Raw genomic sequence first — 16,191 nt, 5'->3', positions numbered from 1 at the left:
ACACAGTTTGGCAAGTCTTATTGCCGCGCCGCAAACACGCTCAGATGGCGGTGGTAGATGCGGTGGTGGATGCGGTGGTGGATGCGGTGGTGGATGCGGTGGTGGATGGCGGTGGTATTACCCGCGTCTACATGGGAGATAACGGTGACGGATTCGCTGTGGGAGAGAACATCATGAGAAGCATGTCCTGGTTCTTTGGCGCGGTAACGATCGCGATCCTCCTGCTGATCTATTGGGGAACCAGGTAAGACGATCAGCGGGATCGAGCGCGCAGACCGATCATGATTCGGCCGGGCCGAGGATGAGGTCGACGGCTGCGCGTCCCGCAATTTCCGCAATCAGGTAGGCCCATCTACGCGAGTACGGCCCTTGTTGAAGCGCCACCCACTCGCCGAACGCGGCCACGCCGGACGGCCACAGGGGGCCGATGATGCGAAAGGAAACGTCGTACATTCCGGCGGTGGTGGGCGCTAAAGCCACGTGAATCTCAAAGCCTCGATACTCGATCGAACGCCTCATATGTCCTCCTTGCCGTGCACTTGAATCGAATGAAATGGACCGTGAGGCACTTCATTGGATAGTACACACGCGAGGACACGCGCGTCGTATTGATTTTCTCCCGTAACCGCGGGACCTCACAGCGCAAGTGCTTGATGCGCGAATGAGTGATTGGTGGCGTGAGGCCCCGCTGGTCATCTCGTTATCTCGTCATTCGTGCTGTTTCACGGCTTCAAAATCTCCCGGCTTCCAATGCTTGTCGAAAGCAGCGGCTTCGGGGCCATAGATACGGATGTAGGCGAACCAGCCTTTGCCCGGCGTCGTTTTAATCCATCGTCCCTCATGTCCCTTGGGGGCAGTCGGGCCGAAGTAGAGATCGACCGGCTTCGCGGTATCGACATCCTTCAATTCGAACAGTGAGCGCAAGGCCGCCTTGTCCTGATCCGTCTGCACTTGCGAGCGTGTCGCGGCATCGTAGACGGTGACCGACCAGAAGAGCTTGCCCGGTACCGGCTGAGGAATCGTCAGCTTGTAATTGCGACCGCCGTCCAGGTATTTGCCGTCCTTGTCTCGCGCCCCCAGCCAGTAGAGCGAGCCCGCGCCTGCATCTCGGCGGAACATCGCAGGAGACGCCACGATGGCCTGTGCAAACCAACGATCCCGCGCCTCCAAGTCCATACCCGCTGGCGTGGAAAACTGCGCGTTGTTCGAGACCAGACTGGCCCATTCCCATTGACGATCCGGCCAATTCTTGCGATCGGGACGCGCACTCGCGAAGGCGGAGACCAACATCTGGGCGCGACCGTCCTTCGCGGCATGCGTCAGAATGGATTTCATCCGTGCGTCCGGCGTGAACGGTTTGCCTTTCTCGATACCCAATTCCGCCAGCACGCCGTACATCGGCAAGAACGCAGGCACAAGGGGTTCTTCCTGAATCACCTTGTTGAGCACCTCCCAGAACTGCAAATTGTCTTCCCATCGCAGGGACGTGCTGTCCATCGCCTTCTGTGTCGTCTCGACGGCCGGCAGCGGCGTTGGGTTGCTCGCCTGCGAAAGCGGGTAGATTTTGATCGAGCGCAAGCCGTCGAGCGCTTTCTGAACATCGCCGCCCACCGGCAACGCACGCACCGCCACAAGGTTTTTCAGGGAGTGAGAGTGACCGACGTAATAGCCGTCGGGCACGTTGCCCGTGTATCCCGGCGGCAACACCAGATGCTTGCCGCCTTTACCTGCGTCCGGTCCAGGCAGTCCCATATCCTGCACCCAGCCCTGGTTGTGATCGTCAATCAAGCCGATGAACGGGCCTGGTGGCAACTCGACCACCATCGGCCCGTTGGACAGATCGAGGACGCCGGAGCCGTACGGCGTGTCGGAGTTGAGGGTGAACCCAACCTGTCGCGGCCCGGTCGACGCGATGCCCCATTGCTGGCCATCGGCAATGCCCACGGCACGGTTGCCATTGAAGATCCCTTCCACCGAAACCGTCGGATACCAAAAACGGTAGGCGATCAACGCACGCTGAAAGTCGGCGTCGTCGCTGGCGTGCTGCGCGGCTTTTGCGGTGGGAAAGCCTTTCTCGAAAGGATAGTTGGCGCCGCTGTGCGCAGCGGCATTGGCGGGTGACGACGCGATCGACAGCGCCAGACCCACGGCGCCCATGGAAGCAAGAATACGATGCATGACGGTAGTTTCCGGTAATGGTTTGCGTGGCGATTTATCGAACCTTCTCAACGTCGCTCGGCTTCCACGTCTGGTCGAAGAAGGGCTGTTGCGGTCCGTACAGCCGCAGGATCACAAAGAAACCCTCGCCCGGCACCGTCTTCAGCCAGTTCTTGCTGTGATTGGCAGGAGGCGTCGGCCCGAAGTACATATCCACCGAACCGTCGGCGTTCATGTCGGGCTTATCCATCGTATTGATCGACGGGAAGGGTTGCCCGTTGGCCAGTCCGGCCGCGGTGTCCGGTTTGTAGACAGTGACCGACCAGAAAATGCCGGCCGGAATATCTTTGGGCAGATGCAGCTTGTACGACTTGCCCCCGGAGAGCGGATCGCCATCCGAATCGGCAAATGCCACCGGATACTTCGCCCCCATGCCGGCCATGTTCACCGCCATGGCGGGACTCGCCGAATACGCCAGCGAAAAGAAGCCCGTGCGCAGATCGAGATACTTGAACGAAGGGCCGACGAAGTCGGTATTGGCGGGGAACGGGTTCACCCATTTGCGATCCGGATACCAGCGCGTGTTGGGCACGATCGGCGGGGGATCGTAGGCAATTGCGCGCCCGATGCGGTAGGCCGTTTTACCGGCCTTGTCGAGAATGTCGCGCGTGTGCTCGTCGGGTTTGAACGGCTGTCCCTTGATGATGCCGAGACTGGCCAGCATACCGCGCATGTCCGCATCGGCCGGGTCGACGTACTCGCTATCGATAAACCGCGAGAGCATATCGAACGCCAAGCCGTCCGTCGGATAGAGCATGTACGGCGCCGCTGCCGATCCGTCCGGAAATTGCATCGGCTTGGCGGTGCTCTTCTTGCCGAGCGGATAAATCCGGGTTCGCATGATCAGGTCGACCGGCTCCGATAAATTGGACGGGTCTTTGAAGAACGCTCGCCAGAACACGAACACGTTGTATGTTCTGGACTGATAGACGATGTATCCCTTCGGGATTTCGCCTTGATAATCCGGGGGAATGATCAGGTAATTCGCGCCCTTTCCCTTGTCGGGTCCGGGCAAGCCCACGTCGCCACACCAGATGTCCTTTGCATAGGGCGCCGGATACCAGGTTTTTTCCTTGACGGGCGCAGGGTTGCAGATCGGGCGCTGGAAAAAGTCGTCCAGAATGCCCTGCAATCCCGGCGGCACTTCCAGCACCATCGGACCATCCTGCTTCAGATCCAGATAACCCATCGCGTAGATCACATCGGAATTTGGCGTGGTGACCTGAGTCCTGGCGTTCAGACGCTCCTTCCAGACCGGCAAGATGTTGTAGCCCTTGCCGAACAACTTCTCCGAGCCTTCTTTCATCGCGAAGATATTCAAGGCCGGTTGCGCCCAAAGATAAGACTGCACCGCGCGCTGAAAAAGAAGTTCGTCTTTGAGCGTGCGCGAATCGCTTTGCGAAAGATAACCCTCGGTCAGGGGAATGCGAGCCAGCTCATCGAAGCGCGATGTCTGCGCTTGCGCACCGACAACGCCAGTCAGAATCGAGCAAGCCAGAAGCCAGCGGACAATCGTCGTCTCGTAAGTCATTTACACCCTCAAGTGAATTAAAACAAAGGCATGACGAAAACTGGAAAAACGACACAGGCACGAAGGCGCCGCAGGGCATTCCGGCGCGAACTCCATTCAAATAAATATCCCAATTGATAATTTAAATTACTTATCGGAAACGATTAGGTTTAATGATCTTTAGATAACCGACACAAAAAGTCAACATCGCAGAATGCGCATCTGGAGTTGAACGACCATTCATTTACGCATCCGGATTTGTGTCGCTTTGATGAAAGCGCATGACGCAATGGGTTCGAGAAATGTTTCAGGCGGGGTCTTGGCCGGCACCGCCGCGACCAGATGGGAAATACCTGACGTCGTCGAGCGCCTGGGTTGCACGAAACGCAAAACCGGCCCGCCACCCTGACACGAAATAGATTGTGCCGAAGCAGTAACCCGCGTATAAGTGATGTATCGAACATCAAGTCTGACTTTTATTGATCCAGCGTCGGTCTTACCGATCTTTGCGAGACACTTCCGATCTCTGAATTTCTTGTTTGTCCGCCACTGGCGGCCAGTCACGCATTTTGCGATGGCAGCACGCCGGGAAAACCAGGAGTTCGCATGAGCACCGGAACTGTTAAGTGGTTCAACGACAGCAAAGGCTTCGGCTTCATCAAACCGGATGACGGCGGCGACGATCTGTTCGCGCATTTCTCGGAAATTCAGCCCCAGGGGCGCACCGAGTTCCGTACCCTGCAAGAGAATCAGCATGTGTCTTTCGACGTCACACGCGGACCGAAAGGCTTGCAGGCGTCAAATATCAAGCCCGCGTAACCCGTAATCTTGTCGCTCTCACACGTCGCCGGGCTCATGTGCCAGGTGACATGAGGCGACTCGCCGAGCCGGAGGCAATATGGCCTACGTCACACCCTCCTACAGAGGTTATCGCCTGGAAACGTTCGTTTTTCGCGACCAGGACGCCGCCCCTGCGGAACACAAACACGATCGAACGCTTGCCGTTTCAGTGCGGATCTCTCAAAGCGCTGCAGACGACCCGGCGTCGCCCTTCGAACCGAAACTGTTTCGGCTCGAAAGCGTGCTCTTCGACGCCATCGGAGACGCGCGTCGCGCCGGCGATGAGTTCGGGCGCTCGTTAGTCGACGACATCATTCATGGAAACCAAACGGAGGTGTGACGACAATGTTCGCAGCGCCAAAATGGTTTCTGTATGGCGAGTACGAACCGCCGGACAGAACAAGGTTCTTCTGCGTTTCATCCGTGGCTTACGCAATAGGGTTTAGTCGCAGAAGCCTGGCTACGAGGCTTGCTCAGCATGGGCGTATCGGCAAATGGTTTTGCCCTCACCCCCGCGACAAGCACAATCCGCCCAGTTAGATCGAAAGACGAGTAACCAAGGGCCCATCTAAAACTCTTATAGGAGCATGTCATGCTCGCCCTTTCCACCAATGCCATCACGGCTGCACTTCAACGTATCGCAGAAAAAAGCCCCAAACAACCGTCGGACGCAGTGATCAACGCGCTGCTTGCTCGCGAGTTGATACATCGCGTGGGCAGGCATTTTGAACCGACTGAGTTTGGCCGCGCTTATTTCCGCCACGCGTACACCGTCAGACCGTCCTGGTAATAGGTCATTCGCATCGTGCCGACGGGAATACAGCGGAACAGCGAGTAACGCTTCCCCTGCCGAATCGCTCGGCCATCTGCGCCCGAACCGCTTGACACAGGCCTGGCAGTCACGTCGCGCGTGAATGCCAAGGCCGTGGTGTGCGTCAGCCATCCGTTGCATAAGAGGCGTGCACCTAATCAAAAAGTAGTCCCATCTCCAGCACCCGCAGTACAATCCACGCTCTGCGCAATACCTCCCCTCTGGCCTTTTCGACGTCTCCGAAACGGGCGCTCAGTTTCCCCGACATGGAAAGCTTGCGACCGGTTTTCGGTTGCCCGGGATGAGCGGAAATCGTCATGTACGCTCGTTACCAGGAATCCGACAACGCCCGGGGGCCCTTTTTCGCTCTTGAGGAACACAACTTTGGCACTATCGGAACACCAGTACGGCGAGGGCGGCAGCGCGGGGGCATCGGCTCCCACCGAATTGCGCCGCTCCCTCTCGGCGCGCCACCTGACGATGATTGCCGTGGGCGGGTCCATCGGCACCGGCCTGTTTGTGGCCTCTGGCGCCACAATCGCTCAGGCCGGCCCGGGCGGCGCCCTGCTGGGTTATGTGCTGATCGGCCTCATGGTCTATTTCCTGATGACCAGCCTGGGCGAGCTGGCCGCCGCCATGCCCGTGTCCGGCTCGTTCTCGACGTACGGCGCGCGCTATGTCGACGAGGGCTTCGGCTTCGCGCTGGGCTGGAACTACTGGTACAACTGGGCAGTGACCGTGGCGGTCGATCTGGTGGCCGCGCAACTGGTCATGGCGTACTGGTTCCCTGACGTGCCCGGCGTGTACTGGAGTGCACTCTTCCTTGCCATTACCTTCGGCCTGAATGCGCTGTCGGCACGCGGCTTTGGCGAAGCCGAATTCTGGTTCGCGCTGATCAAAGTGGTCGCCGTGCTGGCTTTCGTGGCGATGGGCGTGATGATGTTGCTGGGTATCATTCGCGGCGGCGAGAGCACCGGTGTGGCCAACTGGACGGTGGGCGACGCGCCTTTCGCCGGTGGCTTCGCGGCGCTGATCGGCGTGGCGATGGTAGTGGGGTTTTCGTTCCAGGGCACCGAACTCATCGGCATCGCAGCCGGTGAATCCCAGGACCCTGCACGCAATCTGCCGCGCGCGGTGCGTCAGGTGTTCTGGCGCATTCTGCTGTTCTACGTGGCGGCAATCCTGGTGATCGGCCTGCTGATTCCCTACACCGATCCGCACCTGTTGCGCAATGACGTGACCGACATCAGCGTCAGTCCGTTCGCCCTGATCTTCGAACGTGCCGGACTGCTCGGTGCGGCGTCGGTCATGAACGCCGTGGTGCTCACTTCAGTGCTGTCGGCGGGCAACTCGGGCATGTATGCCGCGACGCGCATGCTTTACAGCCTCGCTCGTGACGGCAAGGCGCCGCGCATCTTTGGCCGCATCTCGCGCAGCGGCGTGCCGCTCTGGGCGCTGCTGGCCACGGCCACCGTCGCCGCCTTGTGCTTCTTCACCTTCGTGTTCAGTCCCAACGCGGTCTACATCTGGCTGCTCAACACGTCCGGCATGACGGGCTTCATTGCGTGGCTGGGCATCGCCATCAGTCACTACCGGTTCCGTCGAGGCTATGTCAAGCAAGGCCGCGATCTGACCGATCTGCCCTATGTCTCGCCCTTCTTCCCATTCGGTCCGATCTTCGCCTTCGTGCTGTGTCTCATCATCACGCTGGGTCAGAACTACGAGGCTTTCCTGCAGGACAGGATCGACTGGGGCGGCGTGGTCGCGACTTATATCGGCATTCCGCTGTTCCTGCTGATCTGGGCGGGCTACCGGCTGGTGCGCCGGTCGCGCTTCGTGAAGTACCGCGACATGCGGTTCCCCGTCGCGCGCGCGAGCGCCCGCAGAGATATTCCGGCATCCAGAACGGCTACCGAGATTTTCTAGGCAGGCGCTGCCGGCACTCGGCAGCGGCCTGTCAGATGCTTGCCATCCAAATGGGTATCTCCGTGTCAGTTGGCCTTGGGCATTTGCGACGAATGATGGGTCGTGATTAACCACTTGCCGTGGTGCCAACTGTACGTGAACGTGTATCGCGCGGCGACCTTGCTTCCGTCATCGAACGTGAACGTATAGTTACCCGTGTCGATGGCCGTATTGCAGCCAATCTTGATTTCGCGGAAATCGATCTTGCCCGTCGGCTTGTGCTCGAGGAAGTGCGTGAAATAATCTTCGCGCGCCTTCGACGTCGTACGCACTTCGTCGGAGAGCGTTGGCAGGAGCACAGCGTCCGGGGCGTAGTTCGCATCGACCTTGGCCGGATCGCCCGACGCCAGCGCTGTGTTCCAGCGATCGAAGAGCGAAGCAATTTCCTTTTGCTGCGTGGCGTGGCACGTCTCGCTTCTTGCAAACGCCTGTGTCGAAGCAAACATGACGGCCACGCCGGTACCGCAGGCGAGTGCGACTTTCTTTGCGTTGAACTTCATGATGACTCCTTGTGTGCCATGAACGGCACAATCGTGCCCATCGCTGCACTGTTGGGGAAATCTCAGACGGAATTCTCGCGTCGGGCAGGGTAACGACGCATCTCCGGCTCGACATGGCTGCGGGGCTAGATTTTCAGTCCCGAACCGCACCGATCCCGTCCTCCCGAGATGGCAGTTCATCCCGGGATAAGGAAAGCATATAGCGAGGTTTCCCCGTGAAAACGGGGCATCCCAAAAGGGTCCGACGCGGCGTCGTGTGACGATTTTCTCAGGCAGAATCGCGCCGCATTCGCGAGTGAGTTGCTGGCATCCCGTATCGAAAAACCGTTGGTATTTTATTTTTCTGCAAGGGCGTGCCGCGCGCCCTTGCTCAGGAAATGCGCGTTACACGATGCTGTTCAACGCCTTTTCGAGTCGGGCGACTGCGCCATCGACATCGTGCAGTTTTTCCAGGCCGAATAACCCGATGCGGAACGTCTTGAAATCATCGGGCTCCTCACATCGAAGCGGAACACCCGCGGCAATCTGCAATCCGGCGTCGGCGAATTTCTTGCCGGTTCGAATGCCGTCGTCGTCCGTATAGTTGACCACGACGCCCGGCGCCTGAAAGCCCTCGGCTGCCACGCTCCGAAAGCCTTTCGCGCGCAAGAGCGAGCGAACGCGCTTGCCGAGTTCGAGCTGTTCGTCGCGTACCTTGTCGAAGCCGTATGCCTCGGTTTCCTTGATGACGTCGCGCAGTGTCGCGAGACTGTCCGTGGGCATTGTGGCGTGGTACGCGAACCCGCCGCTCTCGTAAGCCTCCATGATCTGCAGCCATTGGCGAAGATCGCAGGCAAAGCTGGTGCTCGTCGTGCCGTCGATTCTTTCGCGGGCGAGCGCGCCGAGCATGACCAGTGCGCAACACGGTGACGCGCTCCATCCCTTTTGCGGCGCGCTGATCAGGACATCGACGCCACAGGCCTGCATATCGACCCAGACCGTGCCGGAGGCGATGCAATCCAGCACGAACAAGCCACCGACGGCATGGACCGCGTCGGCCACCGCGCGCAGATAATCGTCGGGCAGCATCATGCCGGATGCGGTTTCGACATGCGGCGCAAAGACCAGGTCCGGCTTGTTTTCGCGGATCGCCGCGACGACCTCTTCGATCGGCGCCGGTGCATAGGCGGCTTGTCTTCCCTGCTCGACGGGACGCGCCTTCAACACGATCGATTCGGACGGAATACCGCCCATATCGAAAATCTGCGACCAGCGGAAACTGAACCAGCCATTGCGAATGACCAGACACTTCTTGTTTGTCGCGAATTGCCGGGCGACGGCTTCCATGCCGAAAGTCCCACTGCCCGGAACAATGATGGCCGACTTCGCGTTATAGACTTTTTTCAGCGACGCAGAAATGTCGCGCATGACGCCTTGAAAGCGCTGCGACATATGGTTGATGGATCGGTCGGTATATACAACCGAGTATTCGAGGAGCCCCTCGCGGTCGACATCGGGAAGTAGTCCTGGCACGTCTGCCTCCGATACTGGATGAATAAGAGAATGCAGAACAGATTACAACGAAATCCAGTTATCTTCATTTTTGGAGGGATGGCGAGCCTTAAGTTGCCCTGAACTCGTGCCGTTGTACATAGGCATCAAATCCTAATTACAACGAATAACGAAGGGGAAACACATGTACCGTCTGCGATTCATCGCTGCACTATCCATCGCATTACTGCTCAGCGCCTGCGCCACGCCAATGCGCGTAAGCCTCACACCCGAGCAGCGCAGCAAGATCACCGAACTCACGGCGCACGTGGTCGTGGTGCAAGACGAGGTGATTGCCGCCGTCCAGCCGTCCAACGCCGCGAGCATCGCCTTGGGCGGTGGCCTGATCGGCGCCGTCATCGACAGCAAGGTGACGAACAACCGGGTGAACAATTCGCAGCAATTGCTCGGCCCGTTCTACGCCGCCGTCGAAGACGTCGACTATCGCAAGGAATTCAACGATGCCATGGCCCAGGGACTCGCCGGGTATTCGATCAAGGTCGGCAAGATCACCACCACGCCGCGTTCGCTCACCAGCAAGACACTGAGCCGGCTGCGCGACGAACTGGCGCCAGGACAAGCGCTGTTGATCATCATTCCCCGTTACACGCTGACGATGGATTTCCGCAGCTTCGATTCGGAGTCGACCGTGTCGATTTGGGTCAAGTCGGACGGTACGAACCCGCTCGCGCCCAGCCAGCGCGGCGTGCTGCACTACCAATCGGCGCCTGTCGGCCCAGGCGGCAAGGAGTCGCTGGCGCTGTGGGCAGCCCAGAACGGCGCGAAATTTCGCGACGTGACGCGCGAGTCGATCTCGGAAACCGTTCGCATGGTGATGCTTGACATCGAAGTCGCGGCCGAGCCCTCCGCCCGGACCGAAGACCTCAAGTCCTTCCCCTACAACACCGGCGCCAGCATGAGCACGGTGCAAGGCCAGGTACTGAAAGCGAGCGATACGCGCACCATCCTGCTCGGTGCCGACAAGAAGCTCTATTCACTGCCCAATTCCGCCAGCGGCACCCGCGCCGCCACCGTGGCCCAGCAATGATTCAGGGGACGACCATGTACAAGAACACCACGATTGCCCTCGGCGTTGCTGCCGCCATGATCTTCGGCGCTAGCGCGTCGGCCGCCACGCCGGACAAGACGGACACGGCTGCCGCCGTCCCTGCCGGCTTCGGCGAAAAGGTCGACATGAAGTACGACGCCCTGGCCCGCGAGAACCCCATCAGGACATTCCAGGCGGGCAGTTGCACGGTGCATATCGTGCCGGCCGTGGACGCGCGCCAGAACAAGGAAACTATTGGCTCGTCCCTCAGCGGCGCGCTGCTGGCCGACGACGTCAGTCCCTGGATGAGCGAGGGCCTCAGTCACTTGAAGGATTACGGCTACGCCGTCTCCGAAATCGCCGATGGGGCGCCCGCCCCCGCGCAAGGCGTGACGATTCGGGCCAGCGTGACGCGCGCCTTTACCTGGCAAATCGGCTTGAAGCTCTTCAGCATGGTGGCGGTCAAAGCCGAGTTCATCGACCGTAACGGCTTACTGGAGACCAAGTACTATCGCGCCCACGGCGACAAAACCAATATGTGGGGAGCGAACGCGGAATACGTCACCACGCTCAACTACGGTCTGAACAACATACTGCCGTTCATCGCGCGCGATCTGGAATCGCTGTGCAAGGGAGAGAAGGTTGAGGAGTACACCTACGCCGGCCCGGACGGCGTGCCGCAAAAGTAAGCCGTAAGACGCCGGGACGGACACTCGTGCGCCCCGGTCCGCCTCAATTCGGGCCGTCCAGCGGCCCGAACTTCTGCACGTAAACCTGACTCGCCCAATCCACGAACACCCGAACCCTTGGTGCAAGTTGCCGATGATGCGGGTAGAGAATGTTGATGGGCAGACCAGGGCTCTCCCATCCCGGCAGCACCTCGATCAGACGCCCCTCGGCGAGTTCGTCCTCCACGTGAAAACGCGGCAATTGAATCAATCCGGCACCCCGCAGGGCGCAGACGACATAGTTCTCGGCGTCGCTCACCGATATCCATCGGCGTAGCTTGAATTCAACGATCTTTCGTTCGATGCGCAACTCTATTGCGTAGGAAGCATCGCTCGTCTGGGAGAAAAAGCCGACCGCTTCGTGCGAGCCCAGATCCTCGGGCGTCGACGGCGTGCCCGAGCGCTTCAGATACGCCGGGCTCGCACAGATCACTTGCGGCACCACCGCCAAAGGCCGTGCGATCAGCGACGAATCGCGCGGACGACCGCCCCGAACGACACAGTCAACGCCCTCGCGCACGAGGTCCACGAGGCGGTCCCCGCTACTGACCACCAGTTCGATGCCCGGATAGCGCGAACGAAACTCGTCGATACGCGGCAATACAACGCGGGTGGCATGCGTGCCATGCAGGTCGAGCCTCAGCACACCGCGCGGGTTACTTGTCTGATGCAAAAACGACGACTCCGCGTCGTCGATCTCACTCAGTGTTCGCAAGCATCGCTCGTAAAACGCCTGTCCGTCATGCGTCAGCCTCACGTGCCGCGTCGTTCGTTCGAGCAAACGTGCGCCCAGCCGGGCTTCCAGCGCCTTGAGCAAGCCGCTCGCCTTCATCCGGGATTGCGGTTCATCGAAAGTGATATCGCCTCGCCCGAGGCTCGGGAACGACTCGCGGCACAGGTTCGGGATACGCTTCCTCGATTGACGGTGCTCGTCAACAACGCAGGCATTCAGCGACGGGTTCCGCTCGCGTCCGAGACCGCCGACTGGCCGGCAAGACAGACCGAAATTGACACGCTGCTCAGTGGCCCGGTGCATCTCACGCAGATGCTCATCGATCACTTGCTGACGCAGGACACGCCCCCGCTGATTGTCAATGTGACATCAGGGGGCGCCTACGTTGCGCAACCCTTCCCCCCGCTCTACAGCGCGTGCAAAGCGGCCATGCACAGCTACACCATGGCGTTGCGTCACGCGCTTCGCATGACCGCTTGCCGTGTGGTCGAAGTCATTCCACCCGCCGTAAACACACAACTGTCGGGAACCGCGTTGGGCCACGGTGCCGACATCGACATCTTCTGCGACACCGTGTTCGCGGGTCTATGCGATTCGCGAGACGAGATCGATTTCGGCGCCACCGCTGGCGATGAAATCCGAACCGTGCGCCAAGGCGCACGGGCCCTCTTCGACAAGTTGTCGGAACGGTTTGCCGTGCCGTTGTTCGGCGCGCAGACCGAGGCCTTGGCCGCCTTTCGGCAGACCCAGGCCCTCACCTCGCCCCAACGGGTTTCGTCGCGCGCCGACTCGCCTCAATCGTCCAGCGACTGATCGTTAGGCGACTGGAACACGGACTTCAGCTTCTGGCTCAGCGGCAGATTCAGGTTGATGTTCTGCGGCGGGATCGGCGACATGAACCACTTCTGGTAGAGCTTGTAGGCGTCGCCGCTCGTCTGCATTCGGGCAATCGTCCTGTCGACAATCGCCTTGAGCGCAGGATCGCTCTTCGGCAGCATGCAGGCAATCGCCTCGAAGGTCTGCGGCTCACCGGTAATCATGTACTCGTCGGACTTGCCCGCCTTCGCCAACTCCGCCGACAGAACGTCCGAGTCCATGAAGAAGGCGGCCGCGCGACCCTGCTGCACCATCATGAATCCCTGCGCGTGATCCACTGCGGCCACGACCATCACGTTCAGCTTGCTGTCGGCAATGCGTTTGCGCAGATAACGCTCCGACGTCGTGCCTGCGGTCACGGCAATTGTCTTGCCATTGATGTCGTTGAACGACTTGATGCCCGAACTCTTTTTCGTCAGCAGGCGGGTCTCGGTAATCGAGATGGTGTTCGAGAACTCGACCTGCTTGCGACGCTCGGCATTATTCGTCGTCCCCCCGCATTCGAAGTTGATAGTGCCGTTCTGCACCAGCGCGATACGGTTCTGCGCCGTGATCGGCATCATTCGCACTTGCAGATTGGGGGCGTCGATCTCCTTGCGGATCTCATCGACGATGCGCATGGCGATGTCCTGCGAATAGCCGATCACCTTCTGGCCGTTGTCATAGTACGAATACGGCACCGACGACTCCCGGTTGCCCAGCACGATCACATTGTTCTCCTTGATCGTCTTGAGCGACCCGGTGAGCGGCGTGGCTGCCTGGGTATTCGCCACGCCGCCCATCAGCGCCAACAACACAACCCCGTAGTTCGTGTATTTCATCGTCTTGTCTCCACCCGCCATCGACGGCGGTCACTTATGGTTATGGGAAAGCCAACGCTACGTCCCGACACGCTGTCGGCGCATCACGTCAATGCCGCACAAGCCCGCGCGATACGTGCGCACGCTTCGCGCAGGTTGTCCATCGATGTCGCGAACGAGAGCCGGAACGCCGGCGAAATGCCGAAGGCTTCGCCCTGGATCACCGCGACGTCCTGGGTGTCGAGCAGGTAAAGAATGAAGTCGGTGTCGTTCTCGATAACCTTGCCTTGCGGCGTGGTCTTGCCGATCACGCCCTCGCAGGACGGGTAGGCGTAAAACGCCCCGACCGGCTTCGCGCAGTGCAGACCCTCAATCGCATTGAGCTGCTCCACGACAAGATCCCGGCGCGCCGTGTATTGCGCTTTCCACTCGACGAGGAAGTCGCGCGTGCCTGTAATGGCGGCGAGGGCCCCGGCCTGACTGATCGCCGACGGACTGCTCGTACTCTGCGATTGCAGCTTCGCAATCGCCTTGATGAGATCGCGCGGGCCGCCCGCGAAACCGATGCGCCAGCCGGTCATCGCATACGCCTTCGAGACACCGTTCACAGTGAGGGTGCGATCGAGCAGGTGCGGATTGGCCTGCGCAAACGTGACGAAGGCTTCATCGTCATAGACAAGGTATTCGTAGATGTCGTCCGTGAGCACCATGACGTTCGGGTGCAGCGTCACCACTTCCCCCAGACGTTGCAATTCTTCGCGCGTGTAGGTCGCGCCCGTCGGGTTGCACGGCGAATTCAGAATGACCCACTTGGTGCGCGGCGTAATGGCGCGCTCCAATGACTCGGCGGTGAGCTTGTAACCATCTTCGGCGCGGCAATCGACGATCACCGGCGTGCCGCCGTTGAGCAGCGTCATGTCCGGGTAAGACACCCAGTAAGGCGCGGCGATGATGACCTCGTCGCCGTCGTCCACCGTACTCGTGAGCGCATTGAAGATGATCTGCTTGCCGCCATTGGCGACCGTCACCTGATCGGTGCCGTAGTCGAGTCCGTTCTCGCGGCGAAACTTCTCGCAGATGGCCTGCTTGAGTTCGGGCGTGCCGTCAACGACCGTATAGCGTGTCTTGCCCGCCTTCATGGCCGCGTACGCCGCTTCGATGATGTGATCGGGCGTATCGAAGTCGGGTTCGCCTGCGGTGAGGCCGATGATGTTACGGCCCTGTGCGCGCAGCGCTTTGACGCGCCCCGTCGCCATCGAGCTGGGCGACGGCTTGATGCGGCCCATACGGGTAGCCAACAAACTCATGATGTATCGATTCCGTAGAGATATGAGACGGGAAAGGCGTTCAGGGATTCGGGGCTCAGGCGATCACGCCGAGCTTGCGCAGACGCTCGTCGATCCATTCGCGCTTGTCCTTGCCCGCGCGGATGGCGATCTTGCGTTGCGCCTCACGGGCGGCCTGCTCGCGCGCCTTGCCGAGCACATAGGTCCACTGATCGGGCGGGACGGCGACCACACCGTCTTCATCGCCGACGATGAGATCGCCGGGGTGGATTACGAGTCCACCAATGCTCACCGGCACGTTGACCTCGCCGGGGCCTTCCTTGAACGGTCCGCGATGCGTGTTGCCGCGTGCATAGCAGGGGAAATCGGCGGCACGAAAGGCGCCGATATCGCGCACGGCACCGTCGATCACGAAGCCCGCAATGCCGCGAACTTCGGCGTGAATCTGCATCAGCTCACCGACCAGCGCCTGCGTCACGTCGCCACTCGCGTCGACCACGATGACGTCGCCGGGCGCGGCCATATCCATCGCCTTGTGAATCATCATGTTGTCGCCCGGACGAACTTTCGCCGTGATCGCGCGACCGACGAGGCGCTTGCCCGCGTGATAGGGACGCAGCCCCTGAACACCGCAGATGCGCTGCATGCTGTCGCTGATATGCGAGGTGACGATGTTGGCGTAGGCGTCGAGAATATCGGCAGGGATCGGTTCGGGCATCGGCAGCACGCGGAATCCGGCCTGATTGTGTTCATTCATGGTGACCTCGTCGGAAATGGGAAAACGTCGTACGGACGCCGCCGTCATAGCGTGCGGTGTTCGCGCAGGTAAGGCACCAGCCCGCCCGCGTTCAGGATCTGGAGAATCTCCGGCGCAATCGGTGCGCCGCGCAGCGGGGTGGCCTGGTCGTTGATCCAGACTTCGGTCTGCTCGCCGAAGACCACGCGGACCGTATCGCCTTCACGAATGCACGACGTGTCGCACTCGAGCGCATACAAACCGTTGTTGATGGCATTGCGGAAATAGGTGCGAGCAAAGGTCTGCGCGAGCACCACGCGAATGCCCGCGCCGACGACGGCCGTCACCGCGACTTCCATCGCCGAGCCGCATCCGAAGTTCTTGCCCGCGACGATCACGTCGCCCATGAGCACGCTCTGTGCAAACTCGGGATGCGTGGTTTCGAACAAGTACTGACGCAGCACCTGCGGGTCGAGCGAATCGCGCTTTCTGCGCGAGGAAATGATGTAATCGGTGTTGACGTCGTCGCCGAAGCAGCGAGCGCGACCTTCAATGATTTGAGCGTTCATGAGCGATGGCGTAATGGATTCGGGAACGGCAGGCGCCACTCG

18 protein-coding genes are annotated in these 16,191 nt (G+C 60.2%); 8 read left to right on the top strand and 10 right to left on the bottom strand.

Going from position 1 to position 16,191, the window contains the following annotated elements; genetic code table 11:
* Positions 1–44 precede the first annotated feature (44 nt).
* Positions 45–248, top strand: coding sequence for a hypothetical protein (locus ACIPHM_RS07365; protein WP_400326192.1), 204 nt, complete (start codon positions 45–47; stop codon positions 246–248).
* Between the two features lie 31 nt (positions 249–279).
* Here the strand turns inward: ACIPHM_RS07365 and ACIPHM_RS07360 are convergent, their stop codons facing one another.
* From ACIPHM_RS07360 to ACIPHM_RS07350, 3 genes are all read right to left on the bottom strand, one after another.
* Positions 280–480, bottom strand: a complete 201-nt coding sequence (locus ACIPHM_RS07360; RefSeq protein WP_400326189.1) for a hypothetical protein — start codon at positions 478–480, stop codon at positions 280–282.
* 228 nt (positions 481–708) lie between these two features.
* The gene (locus ACIPHM_RS07355; protein ID WP_400326186.1) at positions 709–2,178 is read right to left on the bottom strand and encodes a DUF1254 domain-containing protein; all 1,470 of its coding nucleotides are present in this window, start codon (positions 2,176–2,178) and stop codon (positions 709–711) included.
* 34 nt (positions 2,179–2,212) lie between these two features.
* Positions 2,213–3,748 carry a DUF1254 domain-containing protein gene (locus ACIPHM_RS07350; RefSeq protein ID WP_400326183.1) on the bottom strand — a complete coding sequence of 512 codons (1,536 nt, stop codon included), beginning with the start codon at positions 3,746–3,748 and terminating at the stop codon, positions 2,213–2,215.
* A gap of 585 nt (positions 3,749–4,333) precedes the next feature.
* Here ACIPHM_RS07350 and ACIPHM_RS07345 point away from each other — a divergent pair.
* The 4 genes from ACIPHM_RS07345 to ACIPHM_RS07330 all read left to right on the top strand — a co-directional run bounded on the left by ACIPHM_RS07345 (position 4,334) and on the right by ACIPHM_RS07330 (position 7,304).
* Positions 4,334–4,546, top strand: a complete 213-nt coding sequence (locus ACIPHM_RS07345) for a cold-shock protein (RefSeq protein WP_400326177.1) — start codon at positions 4,334–4,336, stop codon at positions 4,544–4,546.
* Positions 4,547–4,625: 79 nt separating this feature from the next.
* Positions 4,626–4,907, top strand: a complete 282-nt coding sequence (locus tag ACIPHM_RS07340) for a hypothetical protein (protein ID WP_400326174.1) — start codon at positions 4,626–4,628, stop codon at positions 4,905–4,907.
* 252 nt (positions 4,908–5,159) lie between these two features.
* A complete protein-coding gene (locus tag ACIPHM_RS07335; RefSeq protein ID WP_400326172.1) occupies positions 5,160–5,357 on the top strand; it encodes a hypothetical protein in 198 nt (65 codons plus the stop codon).
* Between the two features lie 405 nt (positions 5,358–5,762).
* On the top strand, positions 5,763–7,304 hold the full coding sequence (locus ACIPHM_RS07330) for an amino acid permease (protein ID WP_400326170.1): 1,542 nt from the start codon (positions 5,763–5,765) through the stop codon (positions 7,302–7,304).
* A gap of 65 nt (positions 7,305–7,369) precedes the next feature.
* On the opposite strand, the gene ACIPHM_RS07325 is transcribed toward ACIPHM_RS07330, so the two are convergent.
* Together ACIPHM_RS07325 and ACIPHM_RS07320 are read right to left on the bottom strand one after the other, a co-directional pair.
* On the bottom strand, positions 7,370–7,843 hold the full coding sequence (locus ACIPHM_RS07325) for an SgcJ/EcaC family oxidoreductase (protein ID WP_400326167.1): 474 nt from the start codon (positions 7,841–7,843) through the stop codon (positions 7,370–7,372).
* Positions 7,844–8,227: 384 nt separating this feature from the next.
* Positions 8,228–9,355, bottom strand: a complete 1,128-nt coding sequence (locus tag ACIPHM_RS07320) for an aminotransferase class V-fold PLP-dependent enzyme (RefSeq protein WP_400326164.1) — start codon at positions 9,353–9,355, stop codon at positions 8,228–8,230.
* A 163-nt stretch (positions 9,356–9,518) separates the two neighbouring features.
* Here ACIPHM_RS07320 and ACIPHM_RS07315 point away from each other — a divergent pair, with 163 nt between their 5' ends.
* The gene (locus ACIPHM_RS07315) at positions 9,519–10,421 is read left to right on the top strand and encodes a hypothetical protein (protein ID WP_400326162.1); all 903 of its coding nucleotides are present in this window, start codon (positions 9,519–9,521) and stop codon (positions 10,419–10,421) included.
* A 14-nt stretch (positions 10,422–10,435) separates the two neighbouring features.
* Positions 10,436–11,110 carry a hypothetical protein gene (locus tag ACIPHM_RS07310; RefSeq protein ID WP_400326159.1) on the top strand — a complete coding sequence of 225 codons (675 nt, stop codon included), beginning with the start codon at positions 10,436–10,438 and terminating at the stop codon, positions 11,108–11,110.
* Positions 11,111–11,153: 43 nt separating this feature from the next.
* Here the strand turns inward: ACIPHM_RS07310 and ACIPHM_RS07305 are convergent, their stop codons facing one another.
* Positions 11,154–11,981 carry a LysR substrate-binding domain-containing protein gene (locus ACIPHM_RS07305; protein ID WP_400326156.1) on the bottom strand — a complete coding sequence of 276 codons (828 nt, stop codon included), beginning with the start codon at positions 11,979–11,981 and terminating at the stop codon, positions 11,154–11,156.
* Between ACIPHM_RS07305 and ACIPHM_RS07300 the strand changes: the two genes are divergently transcribed.
* Complete coding sequence (locus tag ACIPHM_RS07300) at positions 11,892–12,695, top strand: SDR family NAD(P)-dependent oxidoreductase (protein ID WP_400326154.1); 804 nt, start codon at positions 11,892–11,894, stop codon at positions 12,693–12,695. The genes ACIPHM_RS07305 and ACIPHM_RS07300 overlap by 90 nt on opposite strands.
* On the opposite strand, the gene ACIPHM_RS07295 is transcribed toward ACIPHM_RS07300, so the two are convergent.
* The 4 genes from ACIPHM_RS07295 to ACIPHM_RS07280 form a co-directional block, all read right to left on the bottom strand.
* The gene (locus ACIPHM_RS07295; RefSeq protein ID WP_400326151.1) at positions 12,677–13,579 is read right to left on the bottom strand and encodes a transporter substrate-binding domain-containing protein; all 903 of its coding nucleotides are present in this window, start codon (positions 13,577–13,579) and stop codon (positions 12,677–12,679) included. The genes ACIPHM_RS07300 and ACIPHM_RS07295 overlap by 19 nt on opposite strands.
* Positions 13,580–13,662: 83 nt before the next feature.
* Positions 13,663–14,865 (bottom strand): aminotransferase class I/II-fold pyridoxal phosphate-dependent enzyme, encoded by a 1,203-nt coding sequence (locus ACIPHM_RS07290; protein ID WP_400326148.1) that lies wholly within the window; start codon positions 14,863–14,865, stop codon positions 13,663–13,665.
* 55 nt (positions 14,866–14,920) lie between these two features.
* Positions 14,921–15,601 (bottom strand): RraA family protein, encoded by a 681-nt coding sequence (locus ACIPHM_RS07285; protein WP_400326145.1) that lies wholly within the window; start codon positions 15,599–15,601, stop codon positions 14,921–14,923.
* Between the two features lie 44 nt (positions 15,602–15,645).
* The gene (locus ACIPHM_RS07280; RefSeq protein WP_400326142.1) at positions 15,646–16,149 is read right to left on the bottom strand and encodes an alpha-IPM isomerase; all 504 of its coding nucleotides are present in this window, start codon (positions 16,147–16,149) and stop codon (positions 15,646–15,648) included.
* Between the last annotated feature and the right edge of the window lie 42 nt (positions 16,150–16,191).

The organism is Pandoraea sp. NPDC087047 (assembly GCF_044745225.1).
In the GTDB taxonomy this organism is placed as follows: domain Bacteria; phylum Pseudomonadota; class Gammaproteobacteria; order Burkholderiales; family Burkholderiaceae; genus Pandoraea.
Note: the sequence above shows the minus strand (reverse complement) of the source record. Positions and strands in the feature narration are given on the sequence as shown.